Annotated in this window: 18 protein-coding genes; 13 read left to right on the top strand and 5 right to left on the bottom strand. The window is 54.3% G+C overall.

The window, feature by feature from the left end:
- The first annotated feature begins 3 nt into the window (after positions 1-3).
- Positions 4-429, top strand: coding sequence for a flagella biosynthesis chaperone FlgN (gene flgN, locus ACOTX4_RS11025; protein WP_003858003.1), 426 nt, complete (start codon positions 4-6; stop codon positions 427-429).
- Positions 430-487: 58 nt separating this feature from the next.
- Here the strand turns inward: flgN and murJ are convergent, their stop codons facing one another.
- From murJ to rimJ, 4 genes are all read right to left on the bottom strand, one after another.
- Positions 488-2,023 carry a murein biosynthesis integral membrane protein MurJ gene (gene murJ / locus ACOTX4_RS11030; RefSeq protein ID WP_045330540.1) on the bottom strand — a complete coding sequence of 512 codons (1,536 nt, stop codon included), beginning with the start codon at positions 2,021-2,023 and terminating at the stop codon, positions 488-490.
- A gap of 129 nt (positions 2,024-2,152) precedes the next feature.
- The gene (locus tag ACOTX4_RS11035) at positions 2,153-3,076 is read right to left on the bottom strand and encodes a Gfo/Idh/MocA family protein (protein WP_023315806.1); all 924 of its coding nucleotides are present in this window, start codon (positions 3,074-3,076) and stop codon (positions 2,153-2,155) included.
- Positions 3,077-3,078: 2 nt separating this feature from the next.
- A complete protein-coding gene (locus ACOTX4_RS11040) occupies positions 3,079-3,729 on the bottom strand; it encodes a YceH family protein (RefSeq protein ID WP_032658017.1) in 651 nt (216 codons plus the stop codon).
- A gap of 9 nt (positions 3,730-3,738) precedes the next feature.
- On the bottom strand, positions 3,739-4,323 hold the full coding sequence (gene rimJ, locus ACOTX4_RS11045; RefSeq protein ID WP_003858007.1) for a ribosomal protein S5-alanine N-acetyltransferase: 585 nt from the start codon (positions 4,321-4,323) through the stop codon (positions 3,739-3,741).
- Positions 4,324-4,559: 236 nt separating this feature from the next.
- On the opposite strand from rimJ, the gene mdtH reads away from it, so the two are divergent.
- The 9 genes from mdtH (at position 4,560) to ACOTX4_RS11090 (ending at position 11,217) form a co-directional block, all read left to right on the top strand.
- Entirely contained in the window at positions 4,560-5,768 is a 1,209-nt protein-coding gene (gene mdtH / locus ACOTX4_RS11050; protein WP_003858008.1) for a multidrug efflux MFS transporter MdtH, read from the top strand.
- A 98-nt stretch (positions 5,769-5,866) separates the two neighbouring features.
- Positions 5,867-6,427, top strand: a complete 561-nt coding sequence (locus ACOTX4_RS11055) for a lipoprotein (RefSeq protein WP_023305855.1) — start codon at positions 5,867-5,869, stop codon at positions 6,425-6,427.
- 128 nt (positions 6,428-6,555) lie between these two features.
- On the top strand, positions 6,556-7,602 hold the full coding sequence (gene pyrC, locus ACOTX4_RS11060) for a dihydroorotase (protein WP_023315804.1): 1,047 nt from the start codon (positions 6,556-6,558) through the stop codon (positions 7,600-7,602).
- Between the two features lie 74 nt (positions 7,603-7,676).
- Positions 7,677-7,922 carry a DNA damage-inducible protein I gene (dinI, locus tag ACOTX4_RS11065; protein WP_003858011.1) on the top strand — a complete coding sequence of 82 codons (246 nt, stop codon included), beginning with the start codon at positions 7,677-7,679 and terminating at the stop codon, positions 7,920-7,922.
- Between the two features lie 273 nt (positions 7,923-8,195).
- Complete coding sequence (gene bssS, locus ACOTX4_RS11070) at positions 8,196-8,450, top strand: biofilm formation regulator BssS (RefSeq protein WP_003858012.1); 255 nt, start codon at positions 8,196-8,198, stop codon at positions 8,448-8,450.
- Between the two features lie 112 nt (positions 8,451-8,562).
- On the top strand, positions 8,563-9,681 hold the full coding sequence (gene solA / locus ACOTX4_RS11075) for an N-methyl-L-tryptophan oxidase (RefSeq protein ID WP_045330537.1): 1,119 nt from the start codon (positions 8,563-8,565) through the stop codon (positions 9,679-9,681).
- Between the two features lie 50 nt (positions 9,682-9,731).
- Positions 9,732-9,845, top strand: a complete 114-nt coding sequence (locus tag ACOTX4_RS11080) for a YceO family protein (RefSeq protein ID WP_003858014.1) — start codon at positions 9,732-9,734, stop codon at positions 9,843-9,845.
- A gap of 225 nt (positions 9,846-10,070) precedes the next feature.
- Positions 10,071-10,637 (top strand): cytochrome b, encoded by a 567-nt coding sequence (locus tag ACOTX4_RS11085; RefSeq protein ID WP_003858015.1) that lies wholly within the window; start codon positions 10,071-10,073, stop codon positions 10,635-10,637.
- Between the two features lies 1 nt (position 10,638).
- On the top strand, positions 10,639-11,217 hold the full coding sequence (locus ACOTX4_RS11090; protein ID WP_022650779.1) for a YceI family protein: 579 nt from the start codon (positions 10,639-10,641) through the stop codon (positions 11,215-11,217).
- 38 nt (positions 11,218-11,255) lie between these two features.
- Here ACOTX4_RS11090 and ACOTX4_RS11095 read toward each other — a convergent pair whose 3' ends face one another.
- Positions 11,256-12,305 carry a rhodanese-related sulfurtransferase gene (locus ACOTX4_RS11095; protein ID WP_003858018.1) on the bottom strand — a complete coding sequence of 350 codons (1,050 nt, stop codon included), beginning with the start codon at positions 12,303-12,305 and terminating at the stop codon, positions 11,256-11,258.
- A gap of 218 nt (positions 12,306-12,523) precedes the next feature.
- Between ACOTX4_RS11095 and ACOTX4_RS11100 the strand changes: the two genes are divergently transcribed.
- The 3 genes from ACOTX4_RS11100 (at position 12,524) to ACOTX4_RS11110 (ending at position 15,281) form a co-directional block, all read left to right on the top strand.
- Positions 12,524-13,450, top strand: a complete 927-nt coding sequence (locus ACOTX4_RS11100; protein WP_003858019.1) for a Kdo(2)-lipid IV(A) acyltransferase — start codon at positions 12,524-12,526, stop codon at positions 13,448-13,450.
- Between the two features lie 141 nt (positions 13,451-13,591).
- On the top strand, positions 13,592-14,827 hold the full coding sequence (mdtG, locus tag ACOTX4_RS11105) for a multidrug efflux MFS transporter MdtG (RefSeq protein ID WP_003858021.1): 1,236 nt from the start codon (positions 13,592-13,594) through the stop codon (positions 14,825-14,827).
- A 79-nt stretch (positions 14,828-14,906) separates the two neighbouring features.
- Positions 14,907-15,281, top strand: coding sequence for a MysB family protein (locus ACOTX4_RS11110; RefSeq protein WP_003858026.1), 375 nt, complete (start codon positions 14,907-14,909; stop codon positions 15,279-15,281).
- The last annotated feature ends 5 nt before the right edge of the window (positions 15,282-15,286 follow it).

A 15,286-nucleotide genomic window follows, 5' to 3' on the forward strand; every position in this document is an offset into this window, starting at 1 on the left:
CGTATGAGTCGACTGTCAGAAATACTGGATCAGATGACGGTGGTCCTGAACGACCTGAAAACGGTGATGGATGCCGAACAGCACCACCTCTCTTCTGGTCAAATCAACGGCAGCGCGTTGCAACGCATAACTGAAGATAAAAGCTCGCTGCTGGCGACCCTGGATTATCTGGAAAAACAGCGACGCGCTGAGCAAGACGCGAAACGCAGCGCCAATGATGAGATCAACGAACGCTGGCAGACCATTACAGAAAAAACCCAGCATCTTCGCGATCTCAACCAGCATAACGGCTGGCTGCTGGAAGGTCAGATTATCCGTAATCAGCAGGCGCTTGAGGTGTTAAAGCCCTATAAAGAGCCGGGTCTGTACGGTGCGGATGGTCAGACGGCCACGGCACGTATCACGGGCGGGAAAAAGATTTCGATTTGACGCAGTAGCGGCACGTCATGAAGCGGGGAGCACCTTCTGGTGACTCCCCTTTTGACGTTTATACCGTGCGGCGGGTGAATTCTTTCACCTTGAAGCCAAGCACCGCCAGCGTGGCAAAGTACGCCACCACCCCGACCGCCACCACGGCCATCAGACGCATCAGGCGGTAAGGCATGGTGCCCTGCGCCCACTCAGGCATGACATACAACATGCCAACCAGCGCGGCCGCCATCACCACTACCGCAATCGTCAGACGCAGCAGGAAGCTTGCCCAGCCCGGCTGCGGTGTGAAGATATCCTGCTTGCGCAGCTGCCAGTACAGCAGCCCGGCGTTCAGACAGGCCGCCAGACCAATCGACAATGACAGCCCCGCGTGTTTCAGCGGTCCAATAAACGCGAGGTTCATCAGCTGCGTCATAATCAGCGTCACAATGGCAATCTTAACCGGCGTTTTGATGTCCTGACGTGAATAGAAACCGGGCGCAAGCACCTTCACGACGATCAGCCCCATCAGCCCCACCGAGTAGGCTACCAGTGCACGCTGGGTCATGGCGGCATCAAAGGCGGTGAATTTTCCATACTGGAACAACGACACCGTCAGCGGTTTTGCCAGGATCCCCAGCGCCACCGCGCTTGGCAATGCCAGCAGAAAACAGAGACGCAGTCCCCAGTCCATCAGGCGGCAGTATTCATCGTGGTTTCCGCTGGCGAAACTTTTCGACAGCGACGGCAGCAGAATAGTCCCCAGCGCCACGCCCAGCACCCCTGATGGAAACTCCATCAGACGATCGGCGTAGTACATCCAGGACACCGAGCCCGACACCAGGAAAGAGGCGAAGATGGTATTGATGATCAGTGAGATCTGGCTGACGGACACGCCGAGTATCGCCGGTCCCATCTGTTTAATAACGCGCATTGCGCCCGCATCTTTGAAACTAATGCGCGGCAGAACCAGCATGCCGATCTTTTTCAGGTGCGGAAGCTGGTAAGCAAGCTGTAACACCCCGCCGACGGTCACGGCCCAGGCCAGCGCCAGCACCGGTGGGTTAAAATGCGGCGCGGCGAACAGCGCAAAGCCAATCATGCTGACATTAAGGAACGTGGGGGCAAAGGCCGGCACGGAGAAGCGGTTCCAGGTATTCAGGATGGCACCCACCAGCGACGCCAGCGAAATCAGCAGAATATAGGGGAAGGTTATCCGCAGCAGTTGCGTCGTCAGGGCAAATTTATCCGCCGTGTCGGCAAAGCCCGGTGCCGTTACCATGATTACCCAGGGCGCTGCCAGCATGCCCAGGACGGTCACGATCGCCAGCGCCAGCGTCAGTAAACCGGAAACGTAAGCCACAAAGACGCGGGTGGCATCTTCGCCCTGCTTACTTTTATATTCCGCAAGGATCGGGACAAATGCCTGTGAGAAAGCCCCTTCGGCAAAAATACGACGCAGCAGGTTCGGCAGCTTGAACGCAACGAAAAAGGCGTCAGTCGCCATCCCTGCGCCAAAAACCCTTGCCACAATGGCATCGCGCGCAAAGCCAAGCACGCGGGAAAACATGGTCATCGAGCTGACGGCCGCCAGCGATTTTAATAAGTTCATTAACGTGAAGTTCCACAACCCTACGGATTTCCAGGACGGATAAGCGAAAGCGCCACCCGGCAAAGCCAACAAGCGGCGCTTAGTCTAACCGGATTTCAACGAATTACTATCGGCAGATGTTACAGCGAGTTATTCCGACATGGCTTCGCGCCAGAGTCGTTCCACGATGCGCTGCGCCAGAATGGCCTGCTCCCCGGACGTTTCAGGAACCGTCTGATTCTGCACGCAGGTGATGAAGTGACGCGCGCAGCCCACAAAGCCACGCTGTTCCAGGGTGCTCTGCCAGCCGGGAACGGGTAACGCAACCACGCCATTGCCCTTCTCTTCCCGCCACTCTCGCATATCGGTGACGTCATACAGCGCGCCATCCGTAACGGCCTGCACGGACTCGCGCTGGCTGCCCGCCCGACGATGCATGCTGGTCGTCACCTGCAAATGCTCAACGGCAAAATGATGTTCGGCGTAAACCATCTCACCCTGCTCGCTGGTCAACAGCGTGCCGCTTTGCAGCTGGGCTTTTCCGTTACTCAGCCACAGGGCCGTATCCACGACGTGGAGATAATCATCCAGCAGCGTGAAGCGCAGATCGTTCGGCCCCACGCTGTCGGTACGGTGCTTATCCATACGCAGAGAGGCGAACGAGCCGGACTGCGCTTTAAGCTGCTGATAGAGGGGCGCAAAACGGCGGTTGAAGCCGACCATCAGCGTCAGCTTTTTACGCGCGGCCAGCTCAATCAGTCGCTCAGCATCCTGTACATTTTCCGCCAGGGGTTTATCCACGCAGACGTGAACGCCTGCATTCAGCAACTCGCTCACCACCTGGTAGTGCGTCGCGGTTGAGGTATGCACAAATACCGCATCACATTCACGGGCTAAATCCTGTAGCGAACCGGCATAAGGGATGCGCCAGGTTTTGCAGATGCGCTCTGCTTTCTCGCGGGTGGGCGACCACGCCCCTTGCAGCGTCCAGTCTGACGCGGCGCCTAAAACGGGCAGCCAGGCTTTTTGCGCAATCCCTCCCAGCCCCACAACACCAATGCGTAATGTTGTCACGATTAATCTCCCAGATGTGCGAGTAACGCATCCAGACGCTGCTTCAGCCCGGCAACCTCGTCTTCCAGGGCTGCCACGCGCGCGGTCAGGCTTTCGTTTGATGCTGGCGTGTCGGATACGACGGCCAGCGCAGAGGGCTCCACGTCGCCGCTAAACAGGTGCATGTAGCGGCTTTCACGCTTGCCCGGTTCGCGGGGCAGACGCACCACGTAGGGACCGTCCTCGCGTGAGGCTAATCCCTCCAGCGTCTGTTCAACGTCCTGCATATCCTGAAACTCATGCATGCGGGAGGCGCGTGCGCGCAGTTCCCCCGGCGTCTGCGCCCCGCGCAGCAGCAACGTGGTGATAACAGCCACTTCCGCAGCGCTGAGTTTTAAATCGCCAAATTCAGAATTACAAAAGCGCTGTTCATATTTAGTGACGCGGTTACCGAAGCCGCTGACGGTGCGCAGGTAGTGGCGCTTCACCAGCTCATCAAGGATATCCTGCACCTCGTGCTCGCCAAGGTTCATCACCGGCTCACGGTTCGTCTTCTGGTTGCAGGCCATCGTGACGGCATTCACGGACAGAGGATACTGTTCCGGCGTGGTGACCTGCTTTTCCAGAAGGCAGCCGATCACGCGCGCTTCGGCGCCATTTAACTGATATTTCATCTTTTCTCCTTAACGACCCGCGGTCCACTCCTGCGTGGTGAGCGCGGTGAGCACATGGTCCCGCCACTCGCCGTCAATCAGCAGATAATCTTTGGCATAGCCTTCTTTCTCAAACCCCAGGCGGGCCAGCAGATCGCCGCTGCGCTTATTGTGCGGCATGTAGTTAGCCATAATGCGATGGATATGTTGCGTGCGCTGCATGTAGCGAATCGCCGCCGTCAGCGCCTCAAACATGAGCCCCTGTCCCTGCCATTTCTGGCCGATGGAATACCCGAGATAGCAGGCGTGAAACGACCCGCGTACCACGTTTGAAAAATTGGCAATGCCAACGATCTCTTTCTCTTCCGGATCGAGAAGCGCGAAATAAAACGCACTTCCCTGTTTATGAAATTCCGCAATCATACTGAGGCGCGCCTGCCAGCCAGAGGGGTAGCAGTGGCTCTCGTCCCGAACGGGTTCCCAGGGTTTTAAAAACTGGCGATTCTCGGCGTAATAATCCGCCAGACGCCAGGCATCACGCTCATGCACCAGACGAACGACCAGCCTGTCCGTCGTCAGACGCACTTTTGGCACATTACTGCGATAGCCAAACATCGTTACCACTCCTTCCCGTCGCTTCTGCTCTGCCTGTTAGCTTTACTATACCTGTGCCTGCGCCTTCTGTGAAAACAGTGACATACCATTTTGATCGCTTTTCACATTTTTCGATGAGAACTCTCTATCAAAGCACCTTTTTGATAAAAAAATATTGTCGCCAGCGGGTATGGGAAAAAGCGCGGCGACACCGCAGAATGTTAGCGTGCTCACCTTTTATTTTCCCTGGAGGGAAAATGTCCCGCGTATCACAGGCCAGGAGCCTGGGTAAATATTTCCTGCTCGTCGATAACATGCTGGTCGTGCTCGGCTTTTTTGTCGTTTTTCCGCTTATATCAATTCGTTTTGTCGATCAAATGGGCTGGGCGGCATTGATGGTCGGGATCGCGCTGGGTCTACGCCAGTTTGTACAACAGGGTCTGGGCGTGTTTGGCGGCGCAATAGCTGACCGCTTCGGCGCGAAACCGATGATCGTCACCGGCATGCTGTTACGTGCGGCGGGATTCGCCACCATGGCAATCGCTCATGAACCCTGGCTGCTGTGGTTCTCCTGTTTCCTTTCCGGGATTGGCGGCACCCTTTTCGACCCACCGCGTACCGCGCTGGTGGTTAAGCTTATCCGTCCGCAACATCGGGGGCGCTTCTTCTCGATTTTGATGATGCAGGACAGCGCAGGCGCGGTGGTGGGCGCCCTGCTGGGAAGCTGGCTGCTGCAATACGATTTCCGCCTGGTTTGCGCCACCGGCGCGGTGTTGTTTATTCTCTGCGCGCTGTTTAACGGTCTGTTTCTGCCCGCATGGAAGCTGTCGACGGTGAAAGCGCCTGTGCGGGAAGGGCTTGACCGTGTGCTAAGCGATAAACGCTTCGTCACCTATGTGTTAACCCTGACCGGCTACTACATGCTCGCCGTGCAGGTCATGCTGATGCTGCCCATTATGGTTAACGATATTGCCGGCACGCCGGCAGCGGTGAAATGGATGTATGCCATTGAGGCCTGCCTCTCACTGACTCTGCTCTATCCAATTGCCCGCTGGAGCGAGCGCCGTTTCCGGCTTGAGCACCGTCTGATGGCCGGGCTGTTGCTGATGACGCTGAGCATGATGCCCATCGGTCTGGTAAGTTCGCTTCAGCAACTGTTTATGCTGATCTGCACCTTCTATATTGGCTCAATCATTGCCGAGCCAGCCCGTGAAACGCTGAGCGCGTCACTTGCCGACGCCCGGGCCCGGGGCAGCTACATGGGCTTCAGCCGTCTCGGGCTGGCGCTTGGCGGCGCGCTGGGTTACACCGGTGGCGGCTGGCTGTTTGATGCCGGAAAAGCGCTCCATCAGCCGGAGCTGCCGTGGGTCATGCTCGGCATGGTCGGCTTTATGACGCTGATTGCCCTCTGGTGGCAGTTCAGTGATAAACGCAGCACCCGCGGGATGCTGGAGCCTGGCGCCTGACCTCTTACATTATCAGTTTTTTCTGCTGGTTTCTGTAGGATCACCCTGACATACTGGCGTATCAGGACAGATGCGCCGATTTTATGTTGAGGAACGCCATGAAAAAGATCGTTATTGCCGCTGCGTTAATTGTCAGTGGTCTGCTGGTGGGATGTAACCAGCTTACGCAGTACACCGTCAGTGAGCAGGAAATTAATCAGGCGCTGGAAAAACATAATAACTTTTCAAAAGATATCGGCGTGCCCGGCCTTGCGGATGCGCATATCGTCCTGACGAATCTCGCCAGCCAGATTGGTCGCGAGGAGCCTAACAAAGTCACCCTTTCCGGCGATGCCAGCCTCGATATGACCTCGCTCTTCGGCAATCAGAAAGCGGATATCAAGCTGAAGCTCAAGGCGCTGCCGGTCTTTAATAAAGAGAAAGGGGCAATTTTCCTGCAAGAGATGGAAATCGTCGATGCGGTTGTGACGCCGGATAAAATGAAACCGGTGCTGCAAACGCTGATGCCGTATCTCAACCAGTCGTTGCAGAACTACTTTAACCAACAGCCTGCCTATGTTCTGAGCGAAGACAAAAGCAAAGGTGAATCTCTGGCGAAAAAATATGCCAAAGGGATAGAGGTGAAACCGGGTGAAATCATCATCCCTTTCACCGACTAAATACTCCGGGCGCTCAGGCGCCCGTTTTTTTTAACGGAATAGTGTGCAAACGAAAACGTTTCCGCTTATGATTTGTGTCCGGCAAAAACAGCCATCTTATGACTGATCTCTTTCAAGCCGGAGCTTCCATGACTGTACAATCCCAGGTTCTCAAAATCCGCCGCCCAGACGACTGGCATATCCATCTTCGTGATGGCGACATGCTGAAAACCGTCGTGCCGTATACCAGCGAAATTTATGGCCGTGCGATTGTTATGCCTAACCTGGTTCCGCCAGTCACTACCGTCGAGGCCGCGATTGCCTATCGCCAGCGTATCCTTGACGCCGTTCCGGCCGGGCACGATTTTACCCCGTTGATGACCTGCTACCTGACGGACTCGCTGGATCCCAATGAGGTTGAGCGCGGGTTTAACGAAGGTGTGTTCACCGCCGCGAAGCTCTACCCGGCGAATGCCACCACCAACTCCAGCCATGGGGTGACCAGTATCGACGCCATCATGCCCGTTCTGGAGCGTATGCAAAAACTGGGCATGCCGCTGCTGGTGCACGGGGAAGTGACCCACGCTGACATTGATATTTTCGATCGCGAAGCACGTTTTATCGAAACGGTCATGGAGCCGCTGCGCCAGCGTCTTCCGGGGCTGAAAGTGGTGTTTGAACACATTACGACTAAAGATGCCGCAGAGTATGTCCGGGATGGAAACGAGCTGATTGCCGCCACCATCACCCCGCAGCACCTGATGTTTAACCGTAACCACATGCTGGTGGGCGGCGTTCGCCCACATCTGTATTGTCTGCCGATCCTCAAGCGCAACATCCACCAGCAGGCGCTACGTGAGCTGGTCGCCAGCGGCTTCCCGCGCGCGTTCCTCGGCACGGATTCCGCCCCGCATGCCCGTCACCGTAAAGAGGCGAGTTGCGGCTGTGCAGGCTGCTTTAACGCCCCGACCGCCCTGGCAAGTTACGCAACCGTGTTTGAAGAGATGAATGCGTTAGACCATTTCGAAGCCTTCTGCTCCCTTAACGGCCCGCGTTTCTACGGTCTGCCGATCAATGACACGTTCATTGAGCTGGAGCGCAAAGAAAGCCAGGTTGAAGCGTCGATTGCGCTCACCGACGATACGCTGATCCCCTTCCTGGCCGGTGAAACCGTAAACTGGACGGTAAAACGCTAAAAAACTGTCGCCCCCTGTTGTCAAACCGACAATATAACTGTATAAATAAACAGTATATTACACAGGGGGCATTTATGCGTATTGAAGTCACCATTGCCAAATCCACCGTCCTGCCTGCTGGCGCACTCGACGCTCTGGCGGGTGAACTATCCCGACGTATTAACAGCACTTTTCCTGAAAACGATGGCGCCGTAACGGTACGTTATGCGACAGCAAACCATCTTTCCGTCATCGGCGGTGCGAAAGAAGACAAAGAACGCATCAGCGAAATTTTGCAGGAAACATGGGAAAGCGCCGACGACTGGTTCATCACTGATTAAAATTTGCTCCCTCATTGTGTTTTTTGCCGGGTCGCCCCGGCTTTTTTTCGTTTCGTCTCCTGAAAGTTCAAAATATTTCAGCATCTTCTTAGAAAATCGTGAACAAGATGGCGTTTTATTGTTCGAACAATCCTAAAAAGCAGAAAAATGTGTTGCTACCCGTTTATTTTTTCCTGCTGAACCCTTATTAATTGATATACTGAAATTGCTTTCAGAAAAACATGCATTGAACCTCAAAGTCGTTGTCTTCTAACACGCATTAAGGGGGTTATAATGGAAAAGAATAGTGAAGTGATCCAGACCCATCCGCTTGTTGGCTGGGATATCAGCACCGTAGACAGCTACGATGCGCTGATGCTGCGTTTGCACTACCAGACCCCAAATCAGCTAAACCGTGATGAAGCGGAAGTTGGACAGACGCTGTGGCTTACAACAGACGTCGCCCGTCAGTTTATCTCTATTTTGGAAGCAGGCATCGCAAAAATAGAATCTGGCGACTACCAGGAAAATGAGTATAAACGGCATTAATCTTACGCCTCTTCACTCAACAGGCACCCTCGCGGTGCCTTATTTATTTCGTTCTTGTATAAGCCTACATAGTTAATTACTCTGCTAACAAAGCGTTAGTAAAGAGAAGCCTATGAAATACGATTTGATCATTATCGGAAGCGGCTCCGTAGGATCTGCCGCCGGTTATTACGCCACGCAGGCGGGTCTGAATGTGCTGATGATTGACGCCCATCGTCCTCCCCACTCTGAAGGAAGCCATCACGGCGATACCCGTCTGATCCGTCACGCTTATGGCGAAGGTGAGCGCTATGTACCGCTGGTGCTTCGGGCTCAGACGCTGTGGGATGAGCTGGCCGCCCTCACCGAAGAACGCATTTTTGAGCGCACCGGGGTCGTTAACCTGGGGCCAGCAAGCTCCACGTTTCTGGCGACCGTCGAGGAGAGCGCGAAAGCCTACCGCCTGGACGTCGAGCGTCTGGATGCGAACGGCATCATGGCGCGCTGGCCGGAAATTTCTGTCCCTGAAGACTACATTGGGTTGTTTGAAGCCAACTCTGGCGTACTGCACAGCGAAACGGCCATTAAGACCTGGATTGATCTCGCCGCCAAAGCGGGCTGCGCGCAGTTGTTCAACTGTCCGGTCACGGGCATCACCCACCATGCAGAGGGTTCAACCGTCACCACCTCTGAAGGTGAATATACCGCCACGCGTCTGCTGGTGAGTACGGGAACGTGGGTGACGAAACTGCTGCCGGACCTGCCCATCCAGCCGGTGCGAAAAGTCTTCTCCTGGTTCCAGTCTGACGGGCGTTACAGCAGCCAGAACAAATTCCCGGCGTTTACAGGCGAGTTACCCAATGGCGACCAGTTCTACGGTTTCCCCTCGGAAAAAGACGCGCTCAAGATTGGCAAACATAACGGCGGGCAGGTAATTTCCTCTGCGGAAGAACGCAAACCGTACGGAGCTTATCCGCAGGATGGTTCCGAAGCCTTCACGTTCCTGCGTAATATCCTGCCGGGCGTAGGCGGGTTGCTTTACGGCGCAGCGTGCACCTACGACAACACCCCGGATGAAGACTTTATCATCGACACCCTGCCGGGGCACGACAACACCCTGCTCGTAACCGGGCTCAGCGGTCACGGGTTTAAATTTGCCTCTGTGTTAGGTGAAATCGCCGCCCAGTTTGCTCAGGGGAAAGCGCCTTCGTTTGATCTCAAGCCCTTCGCGCTCTCGCGCTTTGATCGATAATACCTCTTCAGGCTCCGAGTAACCGGGGCCTGTTTAGCGAGAGGGGCATGATGCGCAGACTGGTGAATTACCTTATCAATAACATCCGCGAGCATTTCATGCTCTACATTGTTCTTTGGTCGCTACTGGCGATCATTGACGTTATCTATATTGTATTCTTCTGAACGTTCTCGCTGACGTTTATTGACACTCCTTTAAATTTATTTAACTTATATTTTTAAAAAACGTCGCCTCAAATTTATTGAACGAAGCGATTGAAATACATTGCGGAAACACATTCAAATTCGCTGAAATAAATTAAATAAAATACATTATTCATTTTTTTCAGTTGCATTATTTATTTAACCCGTCCATTTTTATTGCTCAGTCATTTGAGAACGGAAATTCATATGCAATGGCGTAACTCCTCCCGTCGCTACGGAATAATATCCATGTGTTTACACTGGCTATTTGCAATTGCCGTCTATGCCATGTTTGGTCTCGGCCTCTGGATGGTGACATTAAGCTATTATGACGGTTGGTATCATCAGGCCCCCGAATTGCACAAAAGCATTGGGGTTCTGCTGATGATGGGTCTGGTTTTTCGCGTGATCTGGCGACATATCTCTCCGCCCCCTCCTGCGCCCAAAAGCCATGGCCGACTTACCCGCATAAGCGCTGTTGGCGCGCATATCGCACTCTATGCCCTGCTGTTCGCCATTCTGATCAGCGGCTATCTCATTTCGACCGCAGACGGCAAACCGATCAGCGTATTTGGGCTTTTTGATGTCCCAGCCACGCTGGCTGACGCCGGTTCACAGGCTGACACCGCAGGTGTGGTTCATTTGTGGCTGGCATGGAGCGTAGTGATCCTGTCTGTCCTGCATGGCCTTGCGGCCCTGAAACACCACTTTATTGATAAAGACGATACGCTGAAGCGCATGCTTGGCCGTTCGTCAGTTGACTCTGGAGCATAAAATGAAAAAACGCCTGTTGGGTATCGCATTAGGTTCGCTGTTATTTACTACCGGTTCGGCCCTGGCCGCCGACTATAAAATTGATAAAGAGGGCCAGCATGCCTTCGTCAATTTCCGTATTCAGCATCTGGGTTACAGCTGGTTATATGGCACGTTCAATGATTTCGATGGCACATTTACTTTCGACGAGAAAAACCCTGCTGCCGATAAAGTGAACGTCACCATTAATACCAACAGCGTCGACACTAATCACGCCGAGCGTGATAAACATCTGCGCAGCGCTGAATTCCTGAACGTGGGCAAATTCCCGCAAGCTACTTTCGCGTCGACAGAGGTGAAGAAAGACGGTGATAAACTCGCTATTACCGGTAATCTCACGCTGAACGGCGTAACAAAACCTGTCACACTGGATGCCAAATTAATTGGACAGGGTGACGATCCATGGGGCGGAAAACGTGCTGGCTTTGAAGCCGCAGGCAAAATTCATCTGAAAGATTTTAATATCACCACGGATTTAGGCCCGGCATCGCAGGATGTAGAGCTGATTATTTCGGTGGAAGGCGTTCAGCAGAAGTCATAAAACAGGCCCGGCAGGCTTGTGAGCCGCCGGGCAGTGTTTTACTCCGGGTCCGGAATACCCAGTTTGGTATTCAGTCGGCCCCGGGATTTATTAAAGATCTTATTCCCGTTCTCGCGTCCGGCACGGCGACGACGTTGCTCTTCTTCAGGCAACATACTCTCTTCGCTGCACAGCTCGCTACAGCAGCCATTAAACTTCTCGGCGCATGCAGGGCACTGAATAAACAGCAGATGACACCCGTCGTTTTTGCAGTTGGTATGCGTATCGCACGGTGTTCCGCACTGGTGACAGTGCGCGATCACGTCCTCTGAAATTCGCTCGCCCATACGCTCATCAAACACAAAGTTCTTACCGATAAAACGCACCGGTAAACCCTGCTCACGGGCGCGGCGGGCATACTCGATAATCCCACCCTCAATGTGCCAGACTTTATTAAACCCGTTGTGCTTCATCCAGGCGCTGGCTTTTTCACAGCGGATCCCCCCGGTACAGTACATCACGATCTTTTTGTCTTTATGCTCCTGCATCATCTCAACCGCTTTCGGCAGTTGCTCGCGGAAGGTGTCGGCAGGAATTTCCATCGCATTTTCGAAGTGCCCCACTTCATATTCGTAGTGGTTACGCATATCGATGAACACCGCATCCGGATCGTCGAGCATCGCGTTCACTTCAGCGGCCTTCAGGTATTCCCCCACATTAGCAGCATTGAAGCTCGGATCGTCAATGCCATCCGCCACAATACGCTCGCGCACCTTCATGCGCAGCACCCAGAATGATTTACCGTCATCATCCAGCGCAATATTCAGGCGTAAGCCGTTAAGCGCCGGATCAAACCCGTAAAGGAGATCGCGGAAGGCGCTGACCTTGCTTTCCGGCACGCTGATCTGCGCGTTAATCCCCTCACGCGCCAGATAGACGCGACCAAACACGTTCAGGGCGGTGAAAGCCTGGTAAAGCGCATCGCGGGTCGCCTGTGGATCGTCGATGGTGAAATACTTATAGAAAGAGATCGTTGTGCGCGGTTCGGTTTCGGCCAACATACGCGCTTTCAACATCTCATTCGAAACGCGGTTGTGTAACACTGGCATGGTGTACAAGTCCTGCAATCGTTGAGAAATAAAAATCGGTCGGCATGATATAGCAAACAAAGACAATTTACATCCACACAATTTACGCTACATTTCAGTCAATCTGATTAATCAGACTTAACATTTGCATATTCTTTCATGTTTCGATGACAGACATTTTGGCTATGCCTTAAAAAATGAGACAATAGCCTTTCAGGACGTTAGAACACAGGACAGACATGACCCAGTTACCGAAATTTACTGCCGCGCTTTTGCATCCCCGCTATTGGTTAACATGGTCAGGCATTGGCTTGTTGTGGCTAATTGTACAGCTGCCTTATCCCGTCATTTTCCGCATGGGTAAAGGGCTGGGTCGCATTGCTCAGCAGTTTATGAAGCGTCGCGCCAGGATCGCGTATCGCAACCTTGAGCTTTGCTTTCCTCAGATGAGTGAATCTGAGCGCCACGACATGGTGGTTAAAAACTTCGAATCTGTCGGCATGGGGCTGATGGAGACCGGTATGGCCTGGTTCTGGTCGGATAAGCGCATGGCGCGCTGGACGGAAGTGGCTGGGACCGGCATGGAGCCAGTGCATACTCTTCAGGCCAACCAGACTGGCGTCCTGCTGATTGGCGTTCATTTTCTGACGCTCGAAATTGGCGCACGCATGTTCGGCATGCAGGCGCCCGGTATTGGCGTTTATCGTCCTAACGATAATCCGGTGATCGATTTGATCCAGACCAACGGACGTATGCGCTCCAATAAAAGCATGATCGACCGAAAAGACCTGAAAGGGATGATCCGCGCCCTGAAATCAGGTGAAGTGGTCTGGTACGCCCCGGATCATGACTATGGCCCGCAATCCAGCGTGTTTGTTCCGTTCTTTGCGGTGGAAGATGCAGCGACGACCACCGGGACCTGGATGCTGGCGCGAATGTCCAAAGCGGCTATCGTGCCGTTTGTACCGCGCCGTAAACCAGACGGTTCAGGCTATCAGCTCATCATGCTGGAGCCGGAGCTCGCGCCACCGCTGATTGATGCGGAAACCACCGCCCGCTGGATGAACGGCGTTGTCGAGAAATGCATTATGCTCGCCCCGGAGCAGTACATGTGGCTGCATCGCCGCTTTAAAACCCGGCCTCAGGGCGTCCCTTCCCGGTATTAATCTGCATGCGGCCTTCCGGGCCGCATGTTGTTTTAGCTTTAAAAGCTCCCCGTCATTGCGGCAATCATACCCCGGGCGCATAATTAGCAGGCTTATTACCTCACTGGTCACGGTGCCCTGCACCTCATTATGCGGATAGTTATGTCCCCCACAGATGCTCCCATAAACTGGAAACGTAACCTGACGGTTGCGTGGCTGGGTTGTTTTCTTACTGGCGCCGCCTTTAGCCTGGTGATGCCTTTCCTGCCCCTCTACGTTGAGCAGCTCGGCGTCACCGGACATAGCGCCCTGAATATGTGGTCCGGCCTGGTGTTCAGCATTACGTTCCTGTTCTCCGCCATTGCGTCGCCTTTCTGGGGTGGGCTGGCGGATCGCAAAGGCCGCAAAATTATGCTGCTGCGCTCCGCGCTCGGCATGGCGATCATTATGCTGCTGATGGGGATGGCGCAGAACGTCTGGCAGTTCCTGATATTACGCGCACTCCTGGGTCTGCTCGGGGGATTTATCCCTAACGCCAACGCCCTGATCGCCACCCAAATCCCGCGCCAGAAAAGCGGCTGGGCGTTGGGCACGCTCTCCACTGGCGGCGTAAGTGGCGCACTGCTGGGCCCGCTGGCGGGCGGGCTGCTGGCCGACCACTACGGACTGCGGCCGGTATTCTTCATTACCGCCAGCGTGCTGTTCCTCTGCTTCCTGGTGACGCTTATCTGTATCCGGGAGAATTTCACGCCGGTAGCCAAAAAAGAGATGCTGCACGCCCGGGATGTGCTGGCCTCGCTGAAAAACCCAAAGCTGGTGCTGAGTCTGTTTGTGACTACCATGATTATCCAGGTGGCCACCGGTTCAATCGCGCCTATTCTGACGCTCTATGTCCGCGATCTGGCGGGAAACGTCAGCAATATCGCCTTTATCAGCGGCCTGATCGCCTCTGTTCCCGGTGTGGCGGCGCTACTGAGCGCGCCGCGGCTCGGCAAGCTGGGAGACCGTATCGGCCCGGAAAAGATCCTGATCTGCGCCCTGATCGTCTCCGTCCTGCTGCTGATCCCCATGGCGATGGTGCAGTCTCCCTGGCAGCTCGGCGTCCTGCGCTTCCTGCTGGGGGCTGCCGATGGCGCACTGCTCCCGGCCGTGCAGACGCTGCTGGTCTATAATTCCACCAACCAGATAGCCGGTCGTATTTTCAGCTATAACCAGTCGTTTCGCGATCTGGGTAACGTCACCGGGCCGCTGGTCGGTGCGGGGATTTCAGCCAGTTTCGGTTTCCGGGCGGTCTTTATCGTGACGGCAGGCGTCGTGCTGTTCAACGCCGTTTATTCGTGGCTCAGCTTATCCCGGGCGCTACGCCCGGGGCGAATAAGACAACATCGTGACGGCTAATTTTCGCATTCATACTTGCAAAATCACATAATCAGCTATTCTTTCCCTGAATACCTTCACGAAAAACAGGGAGACACCAATGACCATGTACGCCACGCTGGAAGAAGCAATTGATGCCGCTCGCGAAGAGTTCCTCGCCGATAATCCCGGCATTGAGGAAGAAGATGCTGACGTGCAACAACTCAATATCCAAAAATACGTCCTACAGGACGGCGATATTATGTGGCAGGCCGAATTCTTTGCTGATGAAGGTGAAGATGGTGAATGTCTGCCGATACTGAGTGGTGAAGGTGCACAGGCGGTATTCGACGGCGACTATGACGAAATTGAGTTACGTCAGGAGTGGCTGGAAGAAAATACGCTGCACGAATGGGACGAAGGCGAGTTTCAGCTCGAACCGCCGCTGGATACCGAAGAGGGTCAGGCCGCAGCGGACGAATGGGACGAGCGATGAGCTCC

Source organism: Enterobacter cloacae complex sp. IR5459 (assembly GCF_049238005.1).
Taxonomy (GTDB): Bacteria; Pseudomonadota; Gammaproteobacteria; order Enterobacterales; family Enterobacteriaceae; genus Enterobacter; species Enterobacter hormaechei_C.

Excerpts from the sequence above, each read along its gene's own strand:
- flgN (WP_003858003.1), top strand. The coding sequence starts at position 4 with ATGAGTCGACTGTCAGAAATACTGGATCAGATGACGGTGGTCCTGAAC.
- murJ (WP_045330540.1), bottom strand. The coding sequence starts at position 2,023 with ATGAACTTATTAAAATCGCTGGCGGCCGTCAGCTCGATGACCATGTTT.
- ACOTX4_RS11040 (WP_032658017.1), bottom strand. The coding sequence starts at position 3,729 with ATGAAATATCAGTTAAATGGCGCCGAAGCGCGCGTGATCGGCTGCCTT.
- rimJ (WP_003858007.1), bottom strand. The coding sequence starts at position 4,323 with ATGTTTGGCTATCGCAGTAATGTGCCAAAAGTGCGTCTGACGACGGAC.
- mdtH (WP_003858008.1), top strand. The coding sequence starts at position 4,560 with ATGTCCCGCGTATCACAGGCCAGGAGCCTGGGTAAATATTTCCTGCTC.
- ACOTX4_RS11055 (WP_023305855.1), top strand. The coding sequence starts at position 5,867 with ATGAAAAAGATCGTTATTGCCGCTGCGTTAATTGTCAGTGGTCTGCTG.
- pyrC (WP_023315804.1), top strand. The coding sequence starts at position 6,556 with ATGACTGTACAATCCCAGGTTCTCAAAATCCGCCGCCCAGACGACTGG.
- dinI (WP_003858011.1), top strand. The coding sequence starts at position 7,677 with ATGCGTATTGAAGTCACCATTGCCAAATCCACCGTCCTGCCTGCTGGC.
- bssS (WP_003858012.1), top strand. The coding sequence starts at position 8,196 with ATGGAAAAGAATAGTGAAGTGATCCAGACCCATCCGCTTGTTGGCTGG.
- solA (WP_045330537.1), top strand. The coding sequence starts at position 8,563 with ATGAAATACGATTTGATCATTATCGGAAGCGGCTCCGTAGGATCTGCC.
- ACOTX4_RS11080 (WP_003858014.1), top strand. The coding sequence starts at position 9,732 with ATGCGCAGACTGGTGAATTACCTTATCAATAACATCCGCGAGCATTTC.
- ACOTX4_RS11085 (WP_003858015.1), top strand. The coding sequence starts at position 10,071 with ATGCAATGGCGTAACTCCTCCCGTCGCTACGGAATAATATCCATGTGT.
- ACOTX4_RS11090 (WP_022650779.1), top strand. The coding sequence starts at position 10,639 with ATGAAAAAACGCCTGTTGGGTATCGCATTAGGTTCGCTGTTATTTACT.
- ACOTX4_RS11095 (WP_003858018.1), bottom strand. The coding sequence starts at position 12,305 with ATGCCAGTGTTACACAACCGCGTTTCGAATGAGATGTTGAAAGCGCGT.
- ACOTX4_RS11100 (WP_003858019.1), top strand. The coding sequence starts at position 12,524 with ATGACCCAGTTACCGAAATTTACTGCCGCGCTTTTGCATCCCCGCTAT.
- mdtG (WP_003858021.1), top strand. The coding sequence starts at position 13,592 with ATGTCCCCCACAGATGCTCCCATAAACTGGAAACGTAACCTGACGGTT.
- ACOTX4_RS11110 (WP_003858026.1), top strand. The coding sequence starts at position 14,907 with ATGACCATGTACGCCACGCTGGAAGAAGCAATTGATGCCGCTCGCGAA.